Origin of the sequence: Thalassotalea euphylliae (assembly GCF_042682785.1) — a bacterium.
GTDB classification, from domain to species: domain Bacteria; phylum Pseudomonadota; class Gammaproteobacteria; order Enterobacterales; family Alteromonadaceae; genus Thalassotalea_F; species Thalassotalea_F euphylliae.
Window position 1 is genome coordinate 461,820 of sequence record NZ_JBHUIB010000012.1, and the last position, 23,655, is coordinate 485,474.

General features: G+C 42.8%; 19 protein-coding genes. 14 read left to right on the forward strand and 5 right to left on the reverse strand.

What is annotated here, in order from left to right; all coding sequences use genetic code 11:
- Positions 1-62 precede the first annotated feature (62 nt).
- Positions 63-470, forward strand: a complete 408-nt coding sequence (locus tag ACFSJY_RS16525) for a GFA family protein (protein WP_386036797.1) — start codon at positions 63-65, stop codon at positions 468-470.
- A 24-nt stretch (positions 471-494) separates the two neighbouring features.
- Here ACFSJY_RS16525 and ACFSJY_RS16530 read toward each other — a convergent pair whose 3' ends face one another.
- Entirely contained in the window at positions 495-749 is a 255-nt protein-coding gene (locus ACFSJY_RS16530; protein WP_386036800.1) for a hypothetical protein, read from the reverse strand.
- 174 nt (positions 750-923) lie between these two features.
- On the opposite strand from ACFSJY_RS16530, the gene ACFSJY_RS16535 reads away from it, so the two are divergent.
- A complete protein-coding gene (locus ACFSJY_RS16535; protein WP_386036802.1) occupies positions 924-1,286 on the forward strand; it encodes a VOC family protein in 363 nt (120 codons plus the stop codon).
- A gap of 44 nt (positions 1,287-1,330) precedes the next feature.
- Here the strand turns inward: ACFSJY_RS16535 and ACFSJY_RS16540 are convergent, their stop codons facing one another.
- On the reverse strand, positions 1,331-2,041 hold the full coding sequence (locus ACFSJY_RS16540) for an SDR family oxidoreductase (protein WP_386036805.1): 711 nt from the start codon (positions 2,039-2,041) through the stop codon (positions 1,331-1,333).
- A gap of 14 nt (positions 2,042-2,055) precedes the next feature.
- Positions 2,056-3,027, reverse strand: coding sequence for an aldo/keto reductase (locus tag ACFSJY_RS16545; protein ID WP_386036807.1), 972 nt, complete (start codon positions 3,025-3,027; stop codon positions 2,056-2,058).
- A 126-nt stretch (positions 3,028-3,153) separates the two neighbouring features.
- Here ACFSJY_RS16545 and ACFSJY_RS16550 point away from each other — a divergent pair, with 126 nt between their 5' ends.
- The 7 genes from ACFSJY_RS16550 to ACFSJY_RS16580 all read left to right on the forward strand — a co-directional run bounded on the left by ACFSJY_RS16550 (position 3,154) and on the right by ACFSJY_RS16580 (position 12,031).
- The gene (locus ACFSJY_RS16550; protein WP_386036810.1) at positions 3,154-4,047 is read left to right on the forward strand and encodes a LysR family transcriptional regulator; all 894 of its coding nucleotides are present in this window, start codon (positions 3,154-3,156) and stop codon (positions 4,045-4,047) included.
- A 19-nt stretch (positions 4,048-4,066) separates the two neighbouring features.
- The gene (locus tag ACFSJY_RS16555; protein ID WP_386036812.1) at positions 4,067-4,468 is read left to right on the forward strand and encodes a hypothetical protein; all 402 of its coding nucleotides are present in this window, start codon (positions 4,067-4,069) and stop codon (positions 4,466-4,468) included.
- 161 nt (positions 4,469-4,629) lie between these two features.
- The gene (locus ACFSJY_RS16560; protein ID WP_386036815.1) at positions 4,630-5,007 is read left to right on the forward strand and encodes a YacL family protein; all 378 of its coding nucleotides are present in this window, start codon (positions 4,630-4,632) and stop codon (positions 5,005-5,007) included.
- A gap of 71 nt (positions 5,008-5,078) precedes the next feature.
- Positions 5,079-6,356 (forward strand): efflux RND transporter periplasmic adaptor subunit, encoded by a 1,278-nt coding sequence (locus tag ACFSJY_RS16565; RefSeq protein WP_386036818.1) that lies wholly within the window; start codon positions 5,079-5,081, stop codon positions 6,354-6,356.
- A complete protein-coding gene (locus ACFSJY_RS16570; protein ID WP_386036821.1) occupies positions 6,353-9,514 on the forward strand; it encodes an efflux RND transporter permease subunit in 3,162 nt (1,053 codons plus the stop codon). Before ACFSJY_RS16565 ends, ACFSJY_RS16570 begins: the two co-directional genes overlap by 4 nt.
- A 12-nt stretch (positions 9,515-9,526) precedes the next feature.
- The gene (locus ACFSJY_RS16575) at positions 9,527-10,669 is read left to right on the forward strand and encodes a PQQ-dependent sugar dehydrogenase (protein WP_386036824.1); all 1,143 of its coding nucleotides are present in this window, start codon (positions 9,527-9,529) and stop codon (positions 10,667-10,669) included.
- 84 nt (positions 10,670-10,753) lie between these two features.
- Positions 10,754-12,031 (forward strand): hypothetical protein, encoded by a 1,278-nt coding sequence (locus ACFSJY_RS16580; protein ID WP_386036827.1) that lies wholly within the window; start codon positions 10,754-10,756, stop codon positions 12,029-12,031.
- 6 nt (positions 12,032-12,037) lie between these two features.
- Here the strand turns inward: ACFSJY_RS16580 and ACFSJY_RS16585 are convergent, their stop codons facing one another.
- Complete coding sequence (locus ACFSJY_RS16585) at positions 12,038-12,880, reverse strand: HDOD domain-containing protein (protein ID WP_386036830.1); 843 nt, start codon at positions 12,878-12,880, stop codon at positions 12,038-12,040.
- Positions 12,881-13,045: 165 nt separating this feature from the next.
- On the opposite strand from ACFSJY_RS16585, the gene ACFSJY_RS16590 reads away from it, so the two are divergent.
- Both ACFSJY_RS16590 and ACFSJY_RS16595 read left to right on the forward strand, forming a co-directional pair.
- Positions 13,046-13,921: an ATP-grasp domain-containing protein gene (locus ACFSJY_RS16590; RefSeq protein ID WP_386036833.1), complete on the forward strand. Its 876-nt coding sequence runs from the start codon at positions 13,046-13,048 to the stop codon at positions 13,919-13,921.
- A gap of 98 nt (positions 13,922-14,019) precedes the next feature.
- On the forward strand, positions 14,020-15,480 hold the full coding sequence (locus tag ACFSJY_RS16595; RefSeq protein WP_386036836.1) for a hypothetical protein: 1,461 nt from the start codon (positions 14,020-14,022) through the stop codon (positions 15,478-15,480).
- A 612-nt stretch (positions 15,481-16,092) separates the two neighbouring features.
- On the opposite strand, the gene ACFSJY_RS16600 is transcribed toward ACFSJY_RS16595, so the two are convergent.
- Complete coding sequence (locus tag ACFSJY_RS16600; protein ID WP_386036839.1) at positions 16,093-18,285, reverse strand: TonB-dependent hemoglobin/transferrin/lactoferrin family receptor; 2,193 nt, start codon at positions 18,283-18,285, stop codon at positions 16,093-16,095.
- Positions 18,286-18,554: 269 nt separating this feature from the next.
- On the opposite strand from ACFSJY_RS16600, the gene ACFSJY_RS16605 reads away from it, so the two are divergent.
- Genes ACFSJY_RS16605 through cobN form a run of 3 tightly spaced genes read left to right on the forward strand, consistent with a single transcriptional unit; the run spans position 18,555 to position 23,556 of the window.
- Complete coding sequence (locus ACFSJY_RS16605) at positions 18,555-19,085, forward strand: MotA/TolQ/ExbB proton channel family protein (RefSeq protein ID WP_386036842.1); 531 nt, start codon at positions 18,555-18,557, stop codon at positions 19,083-19,085.
- Entirely contained in the window at positions 19,085-19,438 is a 354-nt protein-coding gene (locus tag ACFSJY_RS16610) for a DUF2149 domain-containing protein (protein WP_386036845.1), read from the forward strand. Before ACFSJY_RS16605 ends, ACFSJY_RS16610 begins: the two co-directional genes overlap by 1 nt.
- On the forward strand, positions 19,438-23,556 hold the full coding sequence (gene cobN, locus ACFSJY_RS16615) for a cobaltochelatase subunit CobN (protein WP_386036848.1): 4,119 nt from the start codon (positions 19,438-19,440) through the stop codon (positions 23,554-23,556). The genes ACFSJY_RS16610 and cobN overlap by 1 nt, the downstream gene beginning before the upstream one ends.
- The last annotated feature ends 99 nt before the right edge of the window (positions 23,557-23,655 follow it).

Genomic DNA, 23,655 nt, shown 5'->3' on the forward strand with positions numbered 1-23,655 from the left:
ATGCACCCAAGCAGATAGCGTAAAGTAACGATTATGGACATTATGGACGGTAGGAGAGCGCAATGAACAAAGGCAGCTGTTTGTGTGGGAAAGTCAGATTTTCGGTGGCTAAATTTGAGCCTCTACTTGGACATTGTCACTGCAAAATGTGCAGGAAATTTCATGGTGCGGCTTTTTCTACATTTGGTGAAGTGAGATTAGAAAACTTAGCTTGGGACAGCGGTAAGTCTGAACTGAAGCATTACAAAGCGGATAACGGGTCGATACGATCGTTCTGCAAGCATTGCGGTTCAAGCATATTGTTTGAATCGACCTTTAATCGTGACAACAAAACAATTGAAATTGCCTTAGCTGCTTTCGATGAACTTGAGCCAGTTGAGCCTGATGCGCATATTTACCTAGACAGCAAAGTGCCATGGCTAGAAGTAAACGACTCACTTAAAAAAAACCAAGGTTATCGTGAATCTTAATGTTTTATAACGTTGGCAGTCGCTTTAGGCCACACTGCTAAAATTAAACAGCCTGACGGTCATTATCACTGTGGCAATGACAGCTATGATAAACAGACCGCTCAATACGATTTGAACCCCATACCGCAATTTATAGGTAAAACGCACCCAAAAACTGGCGGTGGAATCCGGTGGTGACAGAATCGTTTGAAAGCCTGCAATCAAAAAGCTGATCAGTAAACTCCATATCATGATACCGGCACAGACGAACAATAATACTTGCTTATCGGGAGCTGTCATCATTACCCCGACAAAACACAACAAAGCCCCCAGTCCTAACCAGCGCGTTGGTATTCGTAATGGCTCTAGTTTCTGTGCGAGCGTTGTTAGCCTTGAGAGTAGCGTTGGCATAAGTTATTAATAGTTCGCCGGTTATGTTTATATCCTACCTAACTTTTCTGCAAAGGAGCAGTCATGCGGTTCAATCATGTTAATATCAGCGCCCCGATGGCTAAGCTTGAGCAAGTAAAGGAATTCTATTGTCAGCTGTTTTCTTTGAAAGTGGGCAAGCGACCAACTTTTCAACGAGCGGGGTATTGGTTGTATCACGACAATCAAGCAGTACTGCATTTAACCACAGACGATAATCGTGGGGCCATCAATCAGTCGAGTTATTTCGATCATATAGCGTTTAACATGAACAATGTTGATGATTTTAAAACCAAACTGAATTTGCTCAGTATTGAATATGTAGAGAAACACGTGCCGGGTACGCGAAAGATACAGTTGTTTTTCAACGATCCGGTGGGATTAAAGTTAGAAGTGTTATTTGAATAATATGCGCCTATGTAAAGGCGCGTATTCCGATAAAGTGATGACACTTACCTCCCCATCAATCCTATATCGTCTAAAAATACGCGACTAGGTCGAGTCAGCACATATTCAGCTGCGTCGGCCAGATCAGACGTCTGAAGCCAACCTGGAGTCATCTCATCAGCACTTTGCGGTGCAGGCACCTGAGTTAACGCAGGCATGAGATTGTGTACTTGAATATTGTGCTCTCTTACTTCTTCTTGGAGCGCTTTAGCAAACCCCATTAAGCCAAACTTTGCAGCGCAATAAGGCCCAGCGTTAGGGTATCCGTGCTTAGCTGCTTGTGATGAAATATTGAGTATAAAGCCTTGTTTGCGCGCTATCATCTGCGGTAATACCGCTTGTGATACTAAGAATGGGCCTTTAAGCGTGGTGTCTATGACCAAATCCCAGTCATCCTCTGAACAATCAACGAGCAAGTCTGTAACTCCTAGCCCAGCATTGTTAATAACGACATCAATAGCGTTGAAGTTATCTGGTAAGCCATCAAGCGCACTTTCAATGGAGGATTTATGTCGAACATCCATCTCGATAGCGAATGCACTGTTTTCACGTTGCTTATTAAAAGTAGCGACCACTGAATCAAGCAGTGTTTTTCTGCGTGATGCGAGTACTACCGTCATACCTAGTTGGTGTAAGCGTTCAGCGATGGCTAAACCAATACCTGTACCTCCACCCGTGATTAGGGCTATTTGGCCCTCTCGACTTATTTTTTCCATTTACATAATCCTTATTAAGGTAATTCGCTGCCACGGGAGGTTTCGAACAATTGATACCAATGCTCACGACTCATTTGCACAGTAGTTGCTGCTATAGCACGTTTGATGCGCTCAAGATTTGTAGAGCCTAAAACAGGTTGGATATTAGCCGGGTGGCGCATCAGCCAAGCCAGAACAATAGCGTCTTCATTTGTGTCGTACTGCTCAGCTAACTGCTTAACGAGCAGAGCTGTTGCTTTCGTTGACGCTGACTCATTGGTAATGTCGCGGCCAGAGAACAACCCTTGGGCCAGTGCGCCCCACGCTTGAATTTGAATATTGTTAAGTTGGCAATATTCAAGCGTTCCAGCACAGAAATTACCATGGTCGCCATTTGGGTTTCCAGCTAAAATTCCGTGCTCTATCCAGCCTAACTGTTTCAAACTCACTTCAACTTGGTTGGCAACGATAGGTGTGTCTAACGCCGATTGAAGTAGTGCTATTTGAAAGTGGTTCATGTTTGACACGCCAACATGCTTTATTTTGCCCTGTTGTTGTAATGTACCCAGAGCTTCTGCGACTTCATGGATATTCATCAAGGGATCTGGGCGATGCAGTTGCAACACATCAAGTTGTTCTATTTGCAGGCGAGACAATATGCCTTCAACAGATGAGGTAATCCAGTTCGCAGAAAAGTCGTAACGTTTAGGTCCGTGTTCGTCTTTAAAGCGAATACCACACTTTGACTGGATAATGAGTTGCTCTCGCAAAGACGGATTGGCAGCAAGGACGTGACCAAACACCTGTTCCGCTTTAGAAAACGTGTAAATGTCAGCGTGATCAATGTAGTTAACACCATTTTCCAACAAAGTGTCGACAATGGATTGTGTTTGAACGATATCTTCTTTAGATACTGGGTTGTCGTTCCAGCCACCACCAAGTCCCATGCAGCCATATGCTAACTTGCTTGCATGTGGGAAGTGCTTCGTTATTGTTTGGTTAATCATAGTGTCAACTCAATTGTGTTAAAGGGGCAATGTACAGAGCATTGTAAAAGTTAGCGTACCTTTTCCATAGCCACAAAGTCGAAACACATTGTATTATATAAAAAACAATTGTTAGGGATTGTTAGGGTGGAACGCGCACATAAAAAATTAGAACGGTTAGTGTTGTTTGGTGAAGTGGCTAAGCATTTAAACTTCAGCGTTGCTGCAACCCAACTGGGAATATCTAAAGGCTACTTATCGGCACAAATTAAACAGCTTGAGCAAGACTTGGGTACGCCACTACTGATTCGTACAACTCGACATGTCAGGCTCACCCCTAGCGGAGAAGATATCGCAACCAAACTGGTAGATATTCATTCTGCAATGCTTGCTATTGAACGACATGCGCAAGCAGAGCAAGAAGACGTCTCTGGCAAAGTGCGGATTACCGCACCTAAACAGTTTGCCTCTTCGATACTTGCCGCTATTTGCCAAGCCTTTGTGAAGGAATATCCCGAAGTGCATTTTGATATCGATAGCAGTTATACCCGATATGACCTTACAGCAGATAATTTTGACCTCGCGTTTAGGGCAACCAAGCAACCACCAGAAAATATGATAGCGACAAAAATCACCAGCTATGAGTATTTGTGTTGCGCAGCTCCTCAGTATTTATCTAAATACGGTATACCAACCAACGTAAGTGAATTGTCTGAGCATCAATGTTTATCTACGCTTGGGCAGCACACATGGCAATTGGCGGGGCAGCAGGTTGAGATTACCGGTTGGCTAAAGGGGAACGATAACCATGCGCTGAAGCAGCATGCGATTGATGGCTTTGGTCTGGTACAGCTACCGGATTATTTTATTGGCGAAGATATTAAACGTGGTAAGCTTGTTGAAGTCCTTACTCAATATAGGCAGCAGGGACTCGACATATACCTGCTACAACCTCAATTAATTCGACCGCCAAAGCGTGTTATTGCTTTTAGGCAGTTTGTACTGGCTTTTATGGACCACAAGTCTGACTTGCAGCCATAAACAAAGACGGAGTTTTCGATTGACCATCACGTATGAAGCACATGGAAACGTTGACATTATTGTTGATGACAATGTGATTATGATTGATGCTGCCGGTCCGTGGAACGATGAGTTTTTCCCAGAGTTACACCAGCAGTTAGCACTCGCTGTGCAGCATGTAGACGTTAACAACTACGGTGTGGTACTTAATGTGTCCGGCAGCGCGATAGCTTCACCAGCGAGCATCGAGGCGCATGCTAAGTTTGTTGAACAAGGCAGAGCCAAAGCGGTCGCTGTTAATATGAGCGAATGTACGTCCGCCAGTATATCTGAAACACTCTTCGCGAAAGTGTATCGAGGTGCAGGACTTAAGTATGAGTTTTTCTTAGACTCAGCGAGCGCAATAGCGTGGATTAACGAGCAATTAAGCGAAACAAAATAGGCTGATTGACTCGTTAAATAGTCACTTTTTGCTAAACTGAGTCTTATCAATCGCAGGTGCTTAATCAACTGTAATGGCAGTAAATACTTACTCATTATTGTATCGAGAAATAAGAAGGTAAATGAACCTGCCAACTGTTTTTAAAAGTATTTAGGTTTTATATGGAATACGAATTTAGACACGACCCCGCATCCGGACAGGCAAAAGCTGTATTTTCGTTCGAACAGCAAATGATTGGCCCTTGGCTAGAAGTTGAAGTGGGACACAACTCTGAAATGTTGTCAGCGATGTTATTGGCCATTGATAAAGTAGAGTCAGAGCATCAACATGAAATCATGGTCACTGGCAAAGAATACTCGGTAACGCTAACCAAAAACGATGCGTATATTCAGCCGAATACACACTTGAACGGTTCCGACGATTTGCCTGAAGCGCTTGCTATACAAGAGCTCCACATAGATGAAAATTGCATTAGTGCATGTGGATTAGATGATTTTCGCCAGATACTGTTGTCTTGGGCAAAATTTACAAACAATTGAACCGTTGTAATGCGCGGCGCGTACAGATAACATTTTGAAAAACTTTTATTTTATTCCTTCGGTATTGATACATGTCAGATGCAATAACAACTCCTAAAAAAGCCAGACGCATGGTACCTTTGCGTTACGTCCTTACGCCGATAGTTATTATCTTTTTAGCGATTGTTGTCTTGGGCGCCTTAGGTGCGATGGCACCAAAGCCTGCTAAGAAACCAATAACATCGCGCGCGCCACTTGTGGATGTGCAAAATCTAACGCCAACAGATGTCGAATTTTCGATTTCAAGCCAAGGTTCGGTGATGCCGCGGACGGAAACTACACTGATTACCGAAGTGTCTGGGTCGGTGGCTAGCGTATCTGAAAAGTTTGTCGTGGGTGGCTTTTTCAAGAAGGGCGAAGAGCTTCTCAAAATAGACGATGACACGTACAAGGTGGCGGTGTTACAAGCCCAATCAAGACTTGGCTCGGCTGAATCAGCGCTTATCTCAGAAAAAGCGCGATCTGATCAAGCCAAAGAAGAATGGTTATTAACGGGACAGCCTATCGAAGAGGCCCCCACATTAGCATTGCGTATTCCACAGCTACGTGAGGCGGAAGCTGACTTAATCGCAGCGCAAGCGGACTTGACAGAAGCTCAGAGAAAGTTAGCGCGTACCAGTATTGTTGCGCCTTACGATGCAATGTTGAAAGCAAAAATGGTTGATATTGGCCAATACGTAACTGTTGGAAGTTCATTGGCGCAAACATTCGCCATTGATTATGCTGAAGTGCGTTTACCGGTCAAGCAACGTGATGTGCCGTTTCTAAATTTACCGCGTATTAATCAGCTCCACAATGGCTCAAATGTTGAGCTGTACTATCAATTAGACTCACGTTTGAAAAAGTGGTCATCGTCTCTTATTCGATATGAGGGCGTGGTTGATACATCGAGTCGTGTACATTATGTCGTTGCACAAGTTGTGGACCCATACAATGTGCTTACCGAGCATGAACATGACGAAATACGTATTGGAACTTTCGTTAATGCAAAGATTTCAGGCAAGAAAGTAGCAGACGTATATGCCATTCCAAGAGGTGCCGTGCATGGTGCTAACACAGTGTATTTAATAGATACAGACAACAAACTACATATAGAAGAAATCGATGTATTGCGCTCTGATGTTGGGTATGTCTACACCCAGTCAAATATGGATAACGATAAACGTTTAGTTTTGACGAATTTAGCGACGCCAGTTGCTGGTATGCGCCTTAGGGTGAATGGTGAACAGCAAAACGTTGATGAACAGGTCTCAGATGAGCAAACCGCTGACACCCAATCGTCAGGAGAAAATGAGGAGTCTGGCGAATGAACCAGGCAAAAGAAGAGCTAACCGGCATTATTGCGTGGTTTACTCGCAATAGTGTCGCCGCCAACCTGTTGATGATGTTCATACTTATCGCAGGTTTCTTCTCTTTCCAGGGATTGAACAAAAAGATGTTCCCTGAGTTCAACCCAAACAGCATCCAAATAGTGGTGCCACACCTTGGGGCGGCTCCTGAAGAGGTTGAACAGTCGGTTATTCTGAAAGTGGAAGAGTCGCTGGAAAATATTGAAGGGATCAAGCGCATGGTCTCACGCGCAAGCGAGGGTGTGGGCACAGTCACGGTTGAACTGCAATCGGGATACTCTTTACCTGAAAAGCTAGATGAAGTGCAGCAACAAGTTGATGCCATTACTACATTTCCTGAGCAAGCTGAAAAGCCTATTGTTACCAAACAAGAATTTAAAGGTCAGGTCATTTGGTTGTCTGTCAGTGGTGATATGGATAGACGCGCTAGACAGGTGATGGCGCAAGATATTCGCGATGAGTTAATGCAGCTACCTAGTATCAATAGTGCTGAGGTGGTGGGCAGTCGAGACTATGAAATTAGTATCGAAATATCAGAAGAAAAGCTTCAGCAATATGGCCTTACTTTTGATGAAGTGACGACCGCTGTACGTAATTCATCGATTGATTTGCCTGGTGGTACCATTAAGACCATTGGTGGTGACATCGCTTTACGTGTTGAGGGTCAAGCCTACACGGGGAAAGAATATAGTGATTTGGTGCTGAGAACAGCGCCAGATGGCACACGTCTTGTGCTGTCTGATGTGGCTAATATTGTTGATGGTTTTGTAGAGCGAGAAGATTTTGCCAAATTTAATGGCGAGAATACATCGAGCATCATGGTGCAGTCTACAGGCGATCAAAATGACATTGAGATTGCTGATGCGGTAAAAAGCTACGTCGAAAAGAAAAATAAAACCTTGCCGCAAGGAGCCAAACTAACTGCTTGGGGGGACTCGTCATATTACCTAAAAGAACGTTTGGATATGATGATTTCCAACATGCTTGTGGGCGCGACATTGGTATTTTTAGTGCTTACTTTATTCTTGCGATTGCGAGTCGCGTTTTGGGTGATGGTGGGCATCCCTATTAGCTTCTTTGGGGCTTTCTTACTCATGCCTCTAATGGGCGAATGGTCAGTATCTATTAACCTATTGAGTTTATTTGCCTTTATTATGGTACTTGGGATTGTCGTTGATGATGCCATAGTGATAGGGGAGAGCGCCTACACACAAATTCAACAGTCAGGGCATTCCACTGATAATGTCATTAAGGGCACCATGCGTGTGGCGATGCCTGCAACATTTGGGGTGTTGACCACGATGGCGGCCTTCGCTCCATTGCTTTTTATTGATGTCAGTTTTGCCGCATTTTTCAGAGCCATAGGGCTGGTGGTTATCTTCTGTCTTATCTTTTCACTAATCGAGTCGAAATGGATCCTCCCTGCGCATTTAGCACATATGAAATACGTGCCGCTAACAGCAGAAAATGCTAATGCCTTTGAACGCTTCCAAATGCGATTTAAAGATGGGTTAGAGCACGTTATCCAAAACGTATATCGCCCCTTTCTTCAAAAAGCGTTGGTGGCAAGGTACAACACTATCGCCACCTTTATTGCTATTTTCCTACTATCAATTGGACTGATCGTCGGTGCCTTTGTAAAGCTTGAGGTTTTCCCTAATGTCCCGAGTGATTTTATCCAAGGTAACTTGCAATTGGTTGATGGCAGTGCGGTAAGCGAACGTAACAAGGCGATTGAGCGTATACAAAAGGCCGCATTTGATGTCGCTGAGCGGAATAAGATTGACGGAAAATCATTCATCAAACATTCGATGGTATTCACCAATGGTAATACTCAGGCGAGTTTCTTATTGGAGCTTGTTAAGCCTGAACATCGAGAACTCAATGCGTACGATATTGAAAAGCAGTGGCGTGATGAGATAGGCGAAATTCCAGGAACTAAAGAGCTTCGATTCTTTGCTGGTACGAATGCTGGCGGCGGTGCAGCATTGGAGTTCCAGCTAACAGGCAAAAATGATGTTGAGTTAGAAGCAGCCGCTGAGCAGATCATGGAGAAACTAGAGGCGTATGATGGCGTTTACGACATCCGCAATTCCTTTAGCCGCGGTTCGCAAGAAATTAAGTTGAGCATTAAGCCTGAGGCTGAAGTATTAGGTTTGACCCTACGCGACCTAGCGCGCCAAGTACGCCAAGCATTTTATGGTGAAGAAGCGCAGCGTATTCAACGCGGGCGTGATGAGCTAAAAGTCATGGTGCGTTACCCGAAGGAAGATAGATTATCTGTAACTGATCTAGAAGATATGTGGATACGCACTCGCACTGGTGAGCAAGTACCATTCTATCAAGTAGCTGATGTTTCTATTGGACAAGGTTTCTCTACCATCACTCGCATTAACCAAAAGCGGTCCATCACTATTTCGGCGGACATCGATAGTGAGAAAGTAGAGTCGCGTAAGGTTATTTCTGAAATGAATGAGAAAGCAATCCCAGAAATCTTGGCCGATTTTTCATCTGTTGAATACGGTATTGAAGGAGCGAGTAAAGAGCAAGCGGACTTTATGCGTCAACTTGGTTTCGCTGCACTAGGCGCCTTATTTTTGATTTATGGGCTAATAGCGATACCTACTAAGTCATATGTACAGCCTTTGGTCATTATGTCGGTTATTCCATTCGGTATTATCGGCGCCATTATTGGCCATTTCATCATGGGTAAAACCATCAACATGATGTCTATTTACGGCTTTATTGCACTGACGGGTGTGGTTGTTAATGATAGTTTGATTTTGGTCGACTTTATCAACAAAGCAAAAGACAGTGGTAAGCGAATGATAGATGTCGTTGTTGAAGCGGGCACATTACGGTTTAGGGCGATATTGCTGACGTCACTGACTACATTTTTTGGTATATTCCCGTTGTATTTCGAAACCAGTTTGCAAGCGCAATTTATCATTCCAATGGCCATTTCTTTGGGCTTTGGTATTGTCTTTGCGACTGTTATCACACTATTTTTAATTCCTGCGCTTTATATGATTAAGGAAGATATTCATAGTTTGTTTAAGCGTCGTGAATCCGAACAACTTGACGTGCTCAAGCAGAGCAACGTTGAACAAACACAATAATGGTATATTTGTATGTTAAGTAAACTAAAACACATCACTTTAGCATCCAGCATTATGATGCTTTCATCAGCATGTGTTGCTTTTCAAGGTCCAGAAATTGATTTGGCAGAGAGTGGTAACCGATACACAGCCAGTACTATTGTCAAAGGTGTTGAGGTTCCATGGGGAATGACTCAGTTGCCTAATAGCGATATTTTGGTGACAGATAGAAAAGGTGAATTACGTCTGATTCGCGAAGGTAAGTTGGTTGAGCAACCAGTACAAGGTTTACCACCAGTTGTAGCGGGAGGTCAGGGTGGCTTGCTCGATATAGTATTGCACCCTGATTACGGAAAAAATGGCTGGCTATACATGACAATGAGCAGCCCAGAAGGCGAAGGAGAAGGCAATAACACGGCTTTGTATCGCGCCAAATTTGATGGTGAAAAGGTGTCGTTAAAAGATGCAGAGATGCTTTATAAAGGCAGCGACAACACCACAAAACGTCACCACTACGGCAGCCGTATCGCCTTTGATAACAATGGCTATGTCTTCTTTTCAATAGGCGATCGTGGCGAACGTGATGTGAAGCCGCAGGATTTATCTATTGATGGTGGTAAAGTATATCGTCTGCACGATGATGGTCGTGTGCCAAAAGATAACCCGTTTGTGGGCCAAGAAAATACGAGACCTGCGACTTATTCATACGGTCATCGTAATCCGCAAGGAATGGCAAAGCACCCTGAAACAGGCAAAATTTGGTCGCATGAACATGGCCCTCGTGGTGGTGATGAGATTAATATCATCAAGAAAGGTGTGAACTATGGTTGGCCTGTTATCACGTACGGTGTTAATTACAGCGGCACATCAATTACTGATTTAACCGAAAAGCCGGGGATGGAACAGCCTGATTGGTATTGGGACCCGTCTATTGCACCATCTGGTATGGTGTTTGTGACTAGTGATAAGTACCCAGAATGGAAAGGTAAACTCCTGATAGGTTCACTTAAATTTCATTACTTGGTTTTAATGGATGTTGACGGTGACAAAGTAACGGGTCAATCAAAAATGTTTGAAGGCATTGGTCGAGTACGCAGTATTATGCAAGGTCTAGATGGCTACCTTTATGTTGGCGTAGACGGCGGCGGCATAAAGCGCATAGAGCCGAAAGCGTAAACCTGAAGCGGACAATAGTCCGCTTTTTTCATAATAAATAAAACAATAATTGATATGCCCTTAACGACTTATTCGCTATGCCTAATGCTGTTGATATCTTTGTTCAGTATCCGTGCATTCGCAGCACAGGTTGATGTTGAAGATCCGCACATTTGCAGTACGACTGATAAGAATTTTCCAGCGCTTTTCTCTTCACCCAAATCTAGCAATGAAGCGCTAGTCAATGCCATTAAGTTGCACTGTTCTGACAAGTACCAAGAATCAGCCGGCATCATGGCACCGTTATTACAAAACCCGGTAGGTCTCGAAGTGAAAACCGTGTCTTATGCCTATATCTTGCAAAGTATTAATCTGAACAACACCGATCATCCTGATGCGTGTTCTATCGCTAAACTCTCCATGGTGCATGCAAATGAAAGCGCGAGTGATTTACTTCGTATACGCTCAGAGCTGAACTATTTTTCGTTTTGTGATGTCTATGCAGACAACACGCCGTATGCGTTAGAGCGCTTGTATGAGTTAAGCGCAGAGGCTTCCGCACTTGAAAATGACTATATTGCCTTAACCATCTACAACCAACTTTCATACGTGTACTACATGTTAGACCAAAATCAGTTATCGGCAGAGGCATTGGAACAGGCACTATTAATTAGTGAGGCAATGAAGGCTGACGATTACTTTGTCACCCTCTACAACATGATTGATGCCTACCTAGAAAGTGGCGAATTAAATATAGCGAATCAACATATCGCAAAGTTTGAACAACGGTTGACTGACAAAAACAGCGTGTGGGAAACGTTTTTACTATCGTACGCAAAAATGCACCATGCCTTTCAGGCAGGTGACTATGAGCAGGTTATGGCGTTGAGTGAACGGACGAACACTTTGTTTCCTCAAGACTCTTCTTCTTTCCAGCAAAAGTTAGCCTCTTTACAAGGCATCGCTTGTTTGCGCTTAAATAAAATTGAATGTGCAAAGCGACACTATGAAGAGACATTGGCGAATATTGATATACCGTCTATGTCACGCCCTGTAACGCTTGAATTTATTGCGATGTGGTTGGTTAACGAAAAAGCTTGGGAGAAAGCGAGCGAAGTGCAGAATAGATACATCGCCGTTGTTAATGAGCGATATCAAAAACAGCAACAAGCCGCTAAAGTACTTGGTGTAGCAAAGTTAAACAATGAAGTGATTAGGTTAAATGCTGAAAAAGCGAGAAAGCAACTTACCTATCAACATGAAATAAACCGTCTTTATTTGATTGGTATTTTGGTACTTGCTGGTATATCTATTGTGTTTGCTATCGCTTATCTGCGGGTAAAAGCCAAGCAGCAACCGCGCGTGTATCGCAAAAGCCGTTAGCGCGGTTTATGCAATATTCTCGTTAAGGTCTTCCATAATATCTTGAAAGTCATACTCATCGCAGTCTAGTGCAGTAAATACGCTGTCTTGGACATATGCCCAGTCCGATGAAGGTCGAAAGTACTTGTGCTCATGTACAATGTTTTCGGCCATTTTCAAAATAGCAAATAAGGTTTGTTCTTCCGAACCATCGAGTTTCTCGAGAAAGTCACGATCGTGGTGACGCAATATTAGTTGGCAGATATCTACCGGCAATCGCCAAGAGGTTGCGACATAATACCCAATCGTTGCGTGATTAACCTGATAAACGCTTTCTTCAATATCAGGTAATGGCTCACTGGGCGTTTTATCTGCATGGTCAAGAGTCTCTTGATAATCTTTGTATTTCATTGCCATGACAGGTATGCCGCAGTCATGAAATAAACCTAACGTAAATAGCTTTTCTTTTGCGACGCGACGTCTCAACTTTTGGCCGATGTAGACGGCTGCATTCGCTATATTGGTCGCATTATCCCAAAAACCTTCTAGTGCAATACTGCAGTCTTTTTGGCTGATGCTACTGCGAATTAAACTGCTTGTTACTAGTGTCACAATGCCATTCATACCAATGTATTTCACTGACTTAGGAATATCAGCGATACTGCGCGCTAAGCCGTACATTGGGCTATTAATCGTCTTTAATATTTTCGCACTGACCGAAACATCTTGCGCTATTAAAGCGGCAATCTCATCTAAATCAGGATCAGGCTCACTAACCTTTTCTTGCAACGCTAGCAATAAGGTGGGTTGGGCAGGAACAGTAAATCCTCTGCCTATATCTTTAAGAACAGACTCGTCTACTTTGAGCATAAATAGAGCGTATTAACTACAGCATAGTAATGAAATTATCTTACTAAATAACAAATCCGCTGTATTGTCAAAAAACGAATAAATCTGTGTATAAAATATATTTTGTGGCTACCGTTGCTACGTAAATTCTCGTAAACTCAGAAAAAATATAATCTGGGAATAATCATGAAGCGTTGTGCAATATTAACCATGGATAGCCTTGACGACTTTGAGGCATATGATGACTTATTAGAAAAGCCGCTAGCAGAACTGGGCTGGCAAATGGAAATGGTGTCTTGGCGGGAGCCTAACGTTAATTGGGATCAATATGATGCAGTTGTTATTCGCTCCCCTTGGGATTATCAAGATGATGCTGACGCATTCATGACGGTGCTTGAAGACATTGATAACTCGAGTGCCCATTTAGAAAATTCGATAGATATTGTTCGTTGGAATATCGATAAACTTTATTTAAAAGAGTTAGAAGACAGTGGAGTCGCTATTGTTCCCACCATTTGGAGAGAGTCTTTTGATGCGAATGAAATATCTACGTTCTTCAGTGATTTAGGTGTTGACCAAATTGTATTCAAGCCGAGAATTAGTGCGAATGCAGATAATACCTTCTGGGTCACTAAAACGAACTATAAGTCAAAATTAGCCGATATGGAGAAAGCGTTCGCTACACGTAACTTCATGGTGCAACCGTTTGTGCACAGTGTGATAGAGGAGGGGGAATTCTCTATGTTCTATTTCGATGGACACTATAGCCACGCTATTTTGAAAACACCTAAAAAAGACGATTTTCGCGTTCAAGAAGAGCATGGTGGTCAGTTGCTATCCGTCGAGCCTGAGTCAGAATTATTGCGCTGTGCTAAAGCGTCGCTAGAAGCGATTGACTCGATGCCACTCTACGCTCGTGTTGACTTGGTAAGGTATCAAGACTCCTTTGCTTTGATGGAAGCTGAGCTTATTGAGCCCTCTCTATACTTCAATATGGATGAAAAGTCGGCAGCACGATTTGCTAAAGCATTTGTCGATAAAATGCAGCGAATTACTTTATAAGAATGATGAATGGCGGGTATTGAAGGATTAGTGGTGGTTGAATACTCGCCGATTCTTGGGTAGCTTAATATGTAACAAAATAATAATAAGGGACTATTGTGACGTTAAAAGTACTCGCTACCACATTATCCATACTGCTTGTTGTTGGCTGCGCTTCTACAACAGAAGATGCTACGCCACAAAGTGATTTAATTGTTCTTAAATACTACCCCGACTGTGAATATAAAGTCTTAGGTATGGTCAGTGGCCGAAGCGGTATTGTCGAGGGTGACAAAAACTATAACGAAACCATGCTATATAAGCGTCATGTCAGCTTTAAAGGAGCGAAAGGAACGCCAGAACAAGCGGCTGAACAAGCAAAACAAAGGGCGGAAAAGTTAGGTGCTGATGCCATTGCTATCGTCGAATATAAAGGCAGTAAGCAACGACTTAAACTTGGTAAAGGGCGCGCTGTTGATGCAGAAAAGCATATCATGCGTGCTGAAGCCATAAAATTGTGTGATGACGACGGCATAAAAATTAACGAACCTAATGATCGTATCGTTAAATACAATCAGCATGGTGCAAGAAACCATGGCAAAAAATTTAGCACCCAGATAGCGTTCGACATGCTAAAAGTCGATCAGGCGCAGCAAACAACAAAAGCTGAAGGTTTGTTGAGTGAAAATATCCAGGTAAATGGCAACGTTTTGGGCATGCCATTAGGGATTTCTAAAGCGCAGCTATTGAAGCAGTTAGGTGACCCATCTGCGATCGTCAGTATCGATAAAACCAAACAAGCCTTTTTTTATGGTCGTAAACAGTTGTTTGTTATCAACAACAATAAAGTCGTTGGTTTTCAACGAGCGACATTCTTACTTTCTCCTCATTTGAGTAACCGCATTCCTTACCATGATGAATATGATGAAATGTCATTAACCATCAATGGTGATATTCGGCTAGAGCAATCGCTACCCCGAGTCGCTGAATCACTTAACTTAAAGGCGCCGAAATTGCGTAACGATAAACTGACGCTGCAAAGCCAGACGAAAACCACTCAGCTCAGCTTTATCCGCAAAAGTGGCCTTCACGACAATGTAAATAGTTATACGCTTGACGGTGTTTCAGTATTTATCAAAGGTGAAAAGAATTTTGATTGGACAACGATTGCGAAAGCCAAAAATAAGGCAACTTTCCTCGATCTGAAGCAAGGTATACTGGAAAGCAAGCCAGGCTTACACAAAGCTGATGTGATTGCGGCTTTGGGATTGCCTACGCTATCTATTCAAAAGTCTGATACCAAAGATACCTGGGTGTATGGCGACAATTTAATTGTCGATTTCTTACGGGATGGAATGTTGCGATATACGCTTGAGTCGAGTAAATCTCGTCACAGTAAACCTAAATGCACCCAATGCCTATATTTGGGTCAACCTAAAAGAGAAATACCTAATCAGTACGTAAAAGCGCGCATGCAAAATCAAATAACTGTGGAAAGTAATGGTTTTTCTTATCTGGTCGCGTTTTCAGAGCAGTCACAGCGCATTGATGATATTCAGGTATACGTAAAAACACATTAAGTCAGAGAGGCTTGATTGCATTCAAACCACTGAGGTGAAATTTCCAGTAGGCATAAAAAAGCCCACTCTAAAAGAGTGGGCAAAAGGGTTTTGCGAGGTTCTGGGACTACAGCAATGTCATTTAAAAAAGAGAGCAAATTTTAACTAACACCAGTCCATTTACACGCCGTCAAAGTGTGATACCCCTTACTGGGTCAAGCTTGGGGTATCCGTATGTTTCCACAGAGAGCATTTGTGAAAACAAACTCTTATACCAATTGAATTATATATTTTATCACTCAGCGATATTTAAAAGACTCATAGGCAAGGCATTAATTGCAGATAAGGGTTACTCCCTTGTCAAAATCAATAACGCTGTATATGAGTCTTTTAAAATCGTCCTCGGGAGCTCGTCAGGAAAGTGATAACTTCACAAATTTCTTGGTTGGAGAATAACTACAACGGCATCAATTTGCTTTGTTCTAACTTTCCTGAAGTAGCTCTGAGCTGGTTAAATATTTATATCAATTGGTATTACTTACAGTAAGCAAGGTGCTCAGCCAAAGGGCGACGACGATGAGGGCACACGTGTCGCCACCCTATGGTGAGCTGCTTGGAACTGTATAAATTCCTTTAGAAAGCTACCTGCACACCCGCTGCAAACGAGCGGCCAGACTCTGCAAGATGTTCAAACGAATCATCTTCAGCATGACCAGCAGCACTTGAGTACCTTACGTACTCTTTGTCAAACAAGTTAGTCACAGACAGGTTCACGGTAATATCGTTAGTAACGTCATAGTTCAATAACCAGTCAACTGAACCGTAGCCTGCCACTTCTTTGTTGCCTTCGTTGACCTTATCCATTCTGTCAGCCCAGTTAACAATAAGCTCAGTCGTAAACATTTCGCCTGAGTAACTCATCCCCGCGATACCTGATAAAGGTGAAATTGTGGTGATGTAGTCACCTGTCTCATCGTTTTCACCGTCTTGGTATGATGCATTTGCAAATAATGAAATTTCATTATTGAGGTAGTAGGTAGCGCCAAACTCAGCACCTTTAATCGTCACAGATTCCAAGTTTTGGTATTGGAATGTATCGTGCTGGTATAAGAAGTTACCATTCTCATCGGTCACTCTTTCGCTGCTGATTAGCTCAGTCGTTAAGAAGTTTTCGTACTCGCTGTAGTAAATAGCTGCACTTAAAGCAAAATCGCCTACATGACCACGTAAACCAATTTCAAACGTGTCGCTTTCTTCTGGGTCTAAGTCGTCACTTGGTACGATTTCATAGATGTACTCAGAAGTCGCTTGGTTGTAATGTTCGATATACGCTAAATCATACGCAGGCACTTTAAAGCCTTGACCGTATTGCGCAAATACATTGAACATATCATTCACTTTATAAAGTGCACCAAGATTGAAAGACGTATGATTTTCATCAAACTTTTTAAACGCCGTACCATCCGTCTTTAATGCGCCGTTTGGATCCATTTCGTACATGTCAAAGCGAACACCAGGTGTCACTAGTAACTGACCGTCCATCATGCTAATTTCGTCATTGATGAACAAGCCTGCTCTAAAGGTTTCAGTTTTAGGGAACTTGTCCGTTTCTTCAGGGTAGCCAGGCTTAGGTGTGCCTTCTACTTCATATAATTTAAATTCATGACGCTTCGATTCTGACTCTTCGATATCTAAACCATAACCAAGCGTGTGCATGTTATTCAGTTTAAGTGTCGCGTTAGACAAGAAACCAATCGTCTCTTGTTCATAGCTTGAGTTTTTGAACATATCGCGCATTTCAATAACACCAAACATCGGCGCATTGATATCTAAAAGCGCATACTCTTTGTCAATTTGCTCATTGGTGTTTGAGTATAAGTTCAAGTTAATTCGGTCATAAAAACCATTGTTACTCTCGCCGTGATAGCTCAACTTAAACGACTCTGTTGTTTTTTCCGTTTTTGAATTTTCCGTATCAACAACATAGCCAAATGGTTCTAAGCCACGGAAGTAAGCCAATAGGCCGTTTGCGGTGTCACCTTTGTTTTCTTGTTCCCAAAGGTCAACGGTTAAGCTCACGTAATCGGTATCAGAAAGGTTGTATTTACCTTTGTATAAGATTGAGTAAGACTCAATCGTGAATGGTTCTTCACTCTCTTGGTAGTTTTGTTCTTCTTCACCATCACGCAACGTTGCGTTGAGTAAATGTTCAAAATCACCTTGCTGGACAGCTAATGTGCCACCAATGTTGTATTGGCTGTCAATGTCGCTATAGCCAGCTTTTAAACGGCCACCTACGGTATCACCATCAGCTAAGTAGTCAGACGCATCTTTAGTTGTGAAAACAATAATGCCGCCTAACGCGTCTGAACCGTATAAAGAAGAAGCTGCTCCTTTGGCGACTTCAACTTGTTTTAATGTATCCGTGTCGATAAATCCACGGCCTACAATATCGTTTAAACCATCAGCACCGTAACCTTCATTCATGCGCATACCATCTTTAATGATAAGCACTCGGTCGCCACCCATGCCACGTACATTAAAGTTTTGCGCTTGGCCAACTTTACCTGTGACTTGTACGCTAGGGTCGTATTTAAACAACTGGCTCATGTCTGTAACCACTTGTTTTTCAATCTCTTCTTGACCTATGACTGAAATGCTTCCTGCAACATCTTTAAGGGCTTTCTCACTACGTGAACCACTCACGACAATTGTCTCCATGTCTTGCGCTGTGGCTTCAGGTGCTATGTCGTCTGCAAATGAAAGTGGTGAGGTTAACGCGGTTGCTACCGCACAAGCTAGCACCTTGGGTGTTGGCTTAAACATATTATTCTTTTTCCTACATCTTAAAAAAAGATACCTCAAGGCAAATGTTTTGGGCTAGCTAGGGGGATAGTTCGCCTAAAACATACAACTGCCTTTTCGGTATCACTCGGGCTTCAATCGCCAAGATTGCTCTTGGCATTTTCTAATCGCTTTTTAGAATACACGTAAAAAACTAAAAGTAAACACAAATGAGAATAATTATTATTTGAATTAATTTGGTCGGTAAGATAACATTCTGCTCGCTTGGAATTATGAGGTATCTAATAACAATGAATATTCAATCAATCGAATCGTTAATGGCGCAAGTCTCAGAACTGCTTATGGCGCCTGTCATTCTTACTATCGTGGCATTACTTATCTATGCCGTTTATGCATTAGGGCGCTTTGCTTCGCAGTGGATTGTGCGCAAGAAAAACGCTGTTAGTTACGTAAAACAAGTTAAGGAACAACGAGGCGATTGGGTAGCTGGATACCCTATACATAACTATTTCGTGAGAAACCCAACAGCAAGTGAAGATGAACTTGAAGTGGTTGCACTCAAACAACTAGAAAACCTGCGAATTGTAACGCGTATTTCGCCGATGTTGGGTCTTATTGCCACTATGATCCCTATGGGACCTGCACTGCAAGCGTTAGCAGACGGTAACATTCAAGGGATAAGTGAAAACTTAATCATCGCATTTGCCGCGGTAATCTGGGGCCTTGTTATAGCCTCACTGACTTTCTGGCCTGCATCTGTGAAAAAGCGTTGGTGCGCTAACGAACTCATCAATATTCGTAAAATCAAGGGCGAAGGCTAATGCGATTTCTTGATGAAGATGAAGAACTAAACCCAATTGTTAGTGCGGTAAATTTAGTTGATGTATTTCTTGTGATTATTGCGGCATTGCTTATCGCGCTGGCGCAAAACCCACTCAACGTATTCTCTAGCGATGATGTAACCGTGATTAAAAATGCGGGCAAGCCGAATATGGAAATGATCGTTAAGAAAGGTAAAGAAATTAAACAGTATAAGTCGACCGGCGATATTGGTTCCGGAGAAGGCATGCGCGCTGGTGTGGCTTATAAAATGGCAGATGGCAGTTTTGTCTATGTGCCAGAAGGTGATGAAGCGAAAGCTAATGCCTCTCAAAGCGGAAAGGAACAACAGTAATGTACGGCGATTACAAATATAAATTCGTATTGAGTGCGTCATTTACAAAATATATCTTGCTGGCCTTTATGGTAGTTGCCTTATTAATGATGTTAACCATTGCAAACATTGCTAGTGCAGCTGATAAGCCTCAAGTGTTATTGATGATGTCGTCGCACGCATCAAAACCTAAGGGTGATTTATTACTAGAAATGGCAAAAGATCAGCCATTTGATCTAGTCAGCTATTCGACAAAAGGAAAGTCAGAAGAGGACATAAAAGCCGACTGGGCTAATGCTGATTTAATTCTGCTAGATGGTATAAACCCTGCGTTATCTAAGTTTATGTTTGCTAAATACCAAGGTCATTTATCAGAATTTCCTAATGTGCCGGTTGTGTCTCTTGGTGATTTGTCGAATGACAAAATGAATCAGGGACTATCTGATAAGCAGCGTCAAGCAGTCGGTAGCTACTACAAAAATGCGGGTCGTATTAACTATCGAAATTTGATGGTGTATTTATCAAATGATGTATTTGGCTTGACCAATGACATCGCTAAAAGCCCTGTTGAAGTACCGAATGTCGGCCTATATCACTATGACTTAGCGTCGAGTGACGCGTTTGAAACACAAGTGACCAGTGATGAAGAAGCGTTTTTCGCCTTCTTGTCACCACAAGCTAACCAACCCGTTATTGCCATTGGTATTCACCGAAGTGTTGTTGACTACGAACAACAGCAAATAGTAGATGCCATGATCAAAGGCCTAGAGCAAAAAGGTGCTAAGGCGTTTGGTTTCTTTTTCGAAGGGAATGATGAAGCGCTCAACTATACTGACCTGTTGATGACTAGCGACTTAACTCCAAATGGAGCTTCAGGTCAAGAGCGCGTCCGCGTTGACTTACTGATCAACTACCGCTCACTTCACTACGTTGAAAAACGTCGTGGAGAATTTGAGAAGCTAGGTGTACCAGTGCTTCATGCACTGAACTACACCGAAGGGACTCAAGCGGAATTTGAAGCAGATAACGCGGGTATATCACCTTCATTAACACCGTTCTTCTTGGTTATGCCTGAAGATACGGGGAGCGCCGATCCAACAATAATCGCTGCCAATGACAAAGGTGCTAAAGTCGTTATCGACTATCAATTAAATGCTTTAGTGGAACGTGCGTATAACCATGCGAATCTAGCACACATTGCAAATAGCGATAAAAAAATAGCGACATTTATTTGGAATTATCCTCCAGGTGAAAAGAATATTGGCGCGGCATTTTTAGATGTACCTAGATCCATCGAACAAATCGCACAAGCGATGAAAGCGCAGGGATACAGCATCGATGTTAAAGACGCTGCGTATTTAATTGAATCAGCGGGTAAGCTATTGCGCCCATACTATCGCGGCGAAGATGCGGAAGCGCTTATTGAGCAGGATTTGGCTGAATACATGCCGCTTGAAACTTACACTACGTGGTTCAACGCGTTACCTGATAGCGTGAAAACTCCTATTGTTGAGCGTTGGGGGACACCTGAACAGAGTGGGATGTTACGAGATACGACTGTAAACGGTGAACAGATTAAGGCATTTGTTATTCCACGCATGAATTTGGGCAATATGATTGTTCTACCGCAAGGTGTGCGTGGTGAAACTGCTAAAGAGCACTCTTCGCTTTATCACTCAACAAAAACAGTGATTAATCACAGCTACTTAGCAATATACTTGTTTGCCCGTGAAACCTTTGGCACCGACGCTTACATTCATTTGGGTACGCATGGTTCTCAAGAGTGGTTAACGGGTAAAGAACGCGGGCTGTCAGTCTATGATGCGCCAAGCTTGGCGATTGGCAATAAACCTGTTTTCTATCCTTACATTATCGATAACGTCGGCGAGGCAATGCAGGCAAAACGTCGCGGCCGCGCTACGATGATTAGCCATTTAACACCAGGTTTCGCGAAAGCAGGTCTTTATACCGAAGTCGCTGAACTCAATGAAAAAATAGCTAACTACATGATGCTTGAAGAAGGGCAAACAAAAGCCAATACCAAGGCTGAAATTATTAACATGTCAGAAAGATTAAACATGTTAAATGACTTGTCTTCTGGTCCTAATAAAGTGGAGAAAGCGACATTTGAGCAAGATTTTGATAATCAAATTGCCAAAGTACAAGATCACTTAAATGCGCTGGCACAAATGAGTCAGCCATTAGGTATCCATACTTTTGGTCAGTTGCCGAAAGATGCACACCTATATACAACGATGTTGCAAATGCTGGGTGATGATTTCACTAAACGAGCTGCTATTTTTGAGCAAGAAAATGGCATGTCACTTAACGAAGCAGAGCAGTTTGATGAGCGTAACGTCCGTAATTTGGAAGCGCTTGAAGGCTACCAATTATTAGATGCATTTATACAAACACCTGAAATAGTGAGCGAGTTAGACGAACAATTAACGGCTGATTTAGCATTGGCACAAGAGTATTGGGATAACTTCCAAGGCATTGCAGAGATCACAAATTTATTGTCTGCGTTGGAAGGTAACTATATTCCTGTGAGTTATGGTGGTGACCCTATCCGTAATCCACAAGCTGCGCCTACAGGTCGCAATTTAATTGGCTTTAACCCAGCGAAAGTACCGTCAAAGGAAGCCTATGAAGCGGGTGTTACTTTGATGAACCAAACCATTGATGCGTACGTTCAAAAGCACGGCAAGTACCCTGAAAAACTGGCGTTCTCGTTGTGGTCGCTTGAGACGATGCGTCATCAAGGGGCACTTGAAGCACAAATTCTTCACGCGCTTGGCTTAAAGCCAAAGTGGAATCGTCAAGGAAATGTGGTGGATACAGAAGTCATTCCGATGAGTGAATTGAAGCGTCCACGCATTGATGTGGTAATTTCAGCGACGGGTTTATATCGTGATGCTTTCCCAAATGTCATGTTATGGATGGCGAAGGCGATTGATAAAGTAGCGAAGATGAAGGAAGAAAATAACTTTGTTTATCGCCATGCTAATGCACTTCGTACTGAATTACTTGAGCAAGGTAAAACAGAAGAAGACGCTGATTACTTATCCTCTATTCGTATTTTCTCTAACGAAACGGGGAACTACGGTACCGGTTTAGCAGCTAGTTCGTTAGCGTCTGACACATGGGAAACCGATGATAAATTGGCAAATCTTTATCTAGATCGTATGGGTTATGCGTTTGGTCATGACGAAAAACGTTGGTCTGAAAACGTGGGTGATGTTTTTGGTGAAGGAGAAGGGCTATACAACAAAGTATTGTCTGGCACAGATGGCGTTATTTTCTCTCGTTCAACCAATCTTTACGCATTAATGACCAATGATGACCCGTTTCAGTATTTTGGTGGTATTGGTTTAGCGGTGCGTCATTTGGATGGCGAAACGCCTGAAATGTACGTATCGAATTTACGTAAGAAAGATCAGCTGAAAACACAGACATTAGATGAGTTTGTTAACCAAGAAATGCGCAGCCGTTACTTCCATCCTCGATGGATAAAAGCGATGCAAGATTCTGGCTATGCAGGTGCAACTGCTATCTTAGACCGCATGAACAACATGTGGGGCTGGGAAGTGATGACGCCTGAAGCAATACGTGATGACCAGTGGCAAGAATTTTTTGAAGTATACGTAGAAGACAAGTACCAAATGGACATGCGTGAATTCTTCGAACAGGCCAATCCGGAAAGCTTAGCGCAAATTCTAGAACGTATGATTGAAGCCGTACGCAAAGGGTATTGGCAAGCTGACCAAGAAACCTTGAAAAAAATGGTCGAAACCTACACAGAAATTGCTGCTGAATTTGACGTTGCCACAGACAATGAAAAATTCAATGAGTACATGGATGCAACGGCAGCAGGCTTTGGTTTAGCACCTCTTTCCCGAGCATTAGCTGAAGCACTTGCACAACCGACCAACCCGCAGACGGCACAAGCAACTCAACAGGTCAGTGGCCAAAAGTTGGAAGAGCAAGCGCAAACCGATCCAGTAGAAACTGATTACACGGCATTCTGGTGGTTGTTGGCTATTTTCTTAGCCGGTGGTATTCATCAGTGGGCAGAGCGCAAGCCAAAAGGACTAGCGCCTGTGATAGCTGCACAGGAGCCTATAAAAAAGGCTGCGTAAACGTTGTGACGTAAGCCATATACATGGCTTTATGGCGCTTGAGTTCACTTTCTTTCGAAAGCGCTCAAGCGCCTTTCTTTTTTCAGTGTTAGCGTGTTT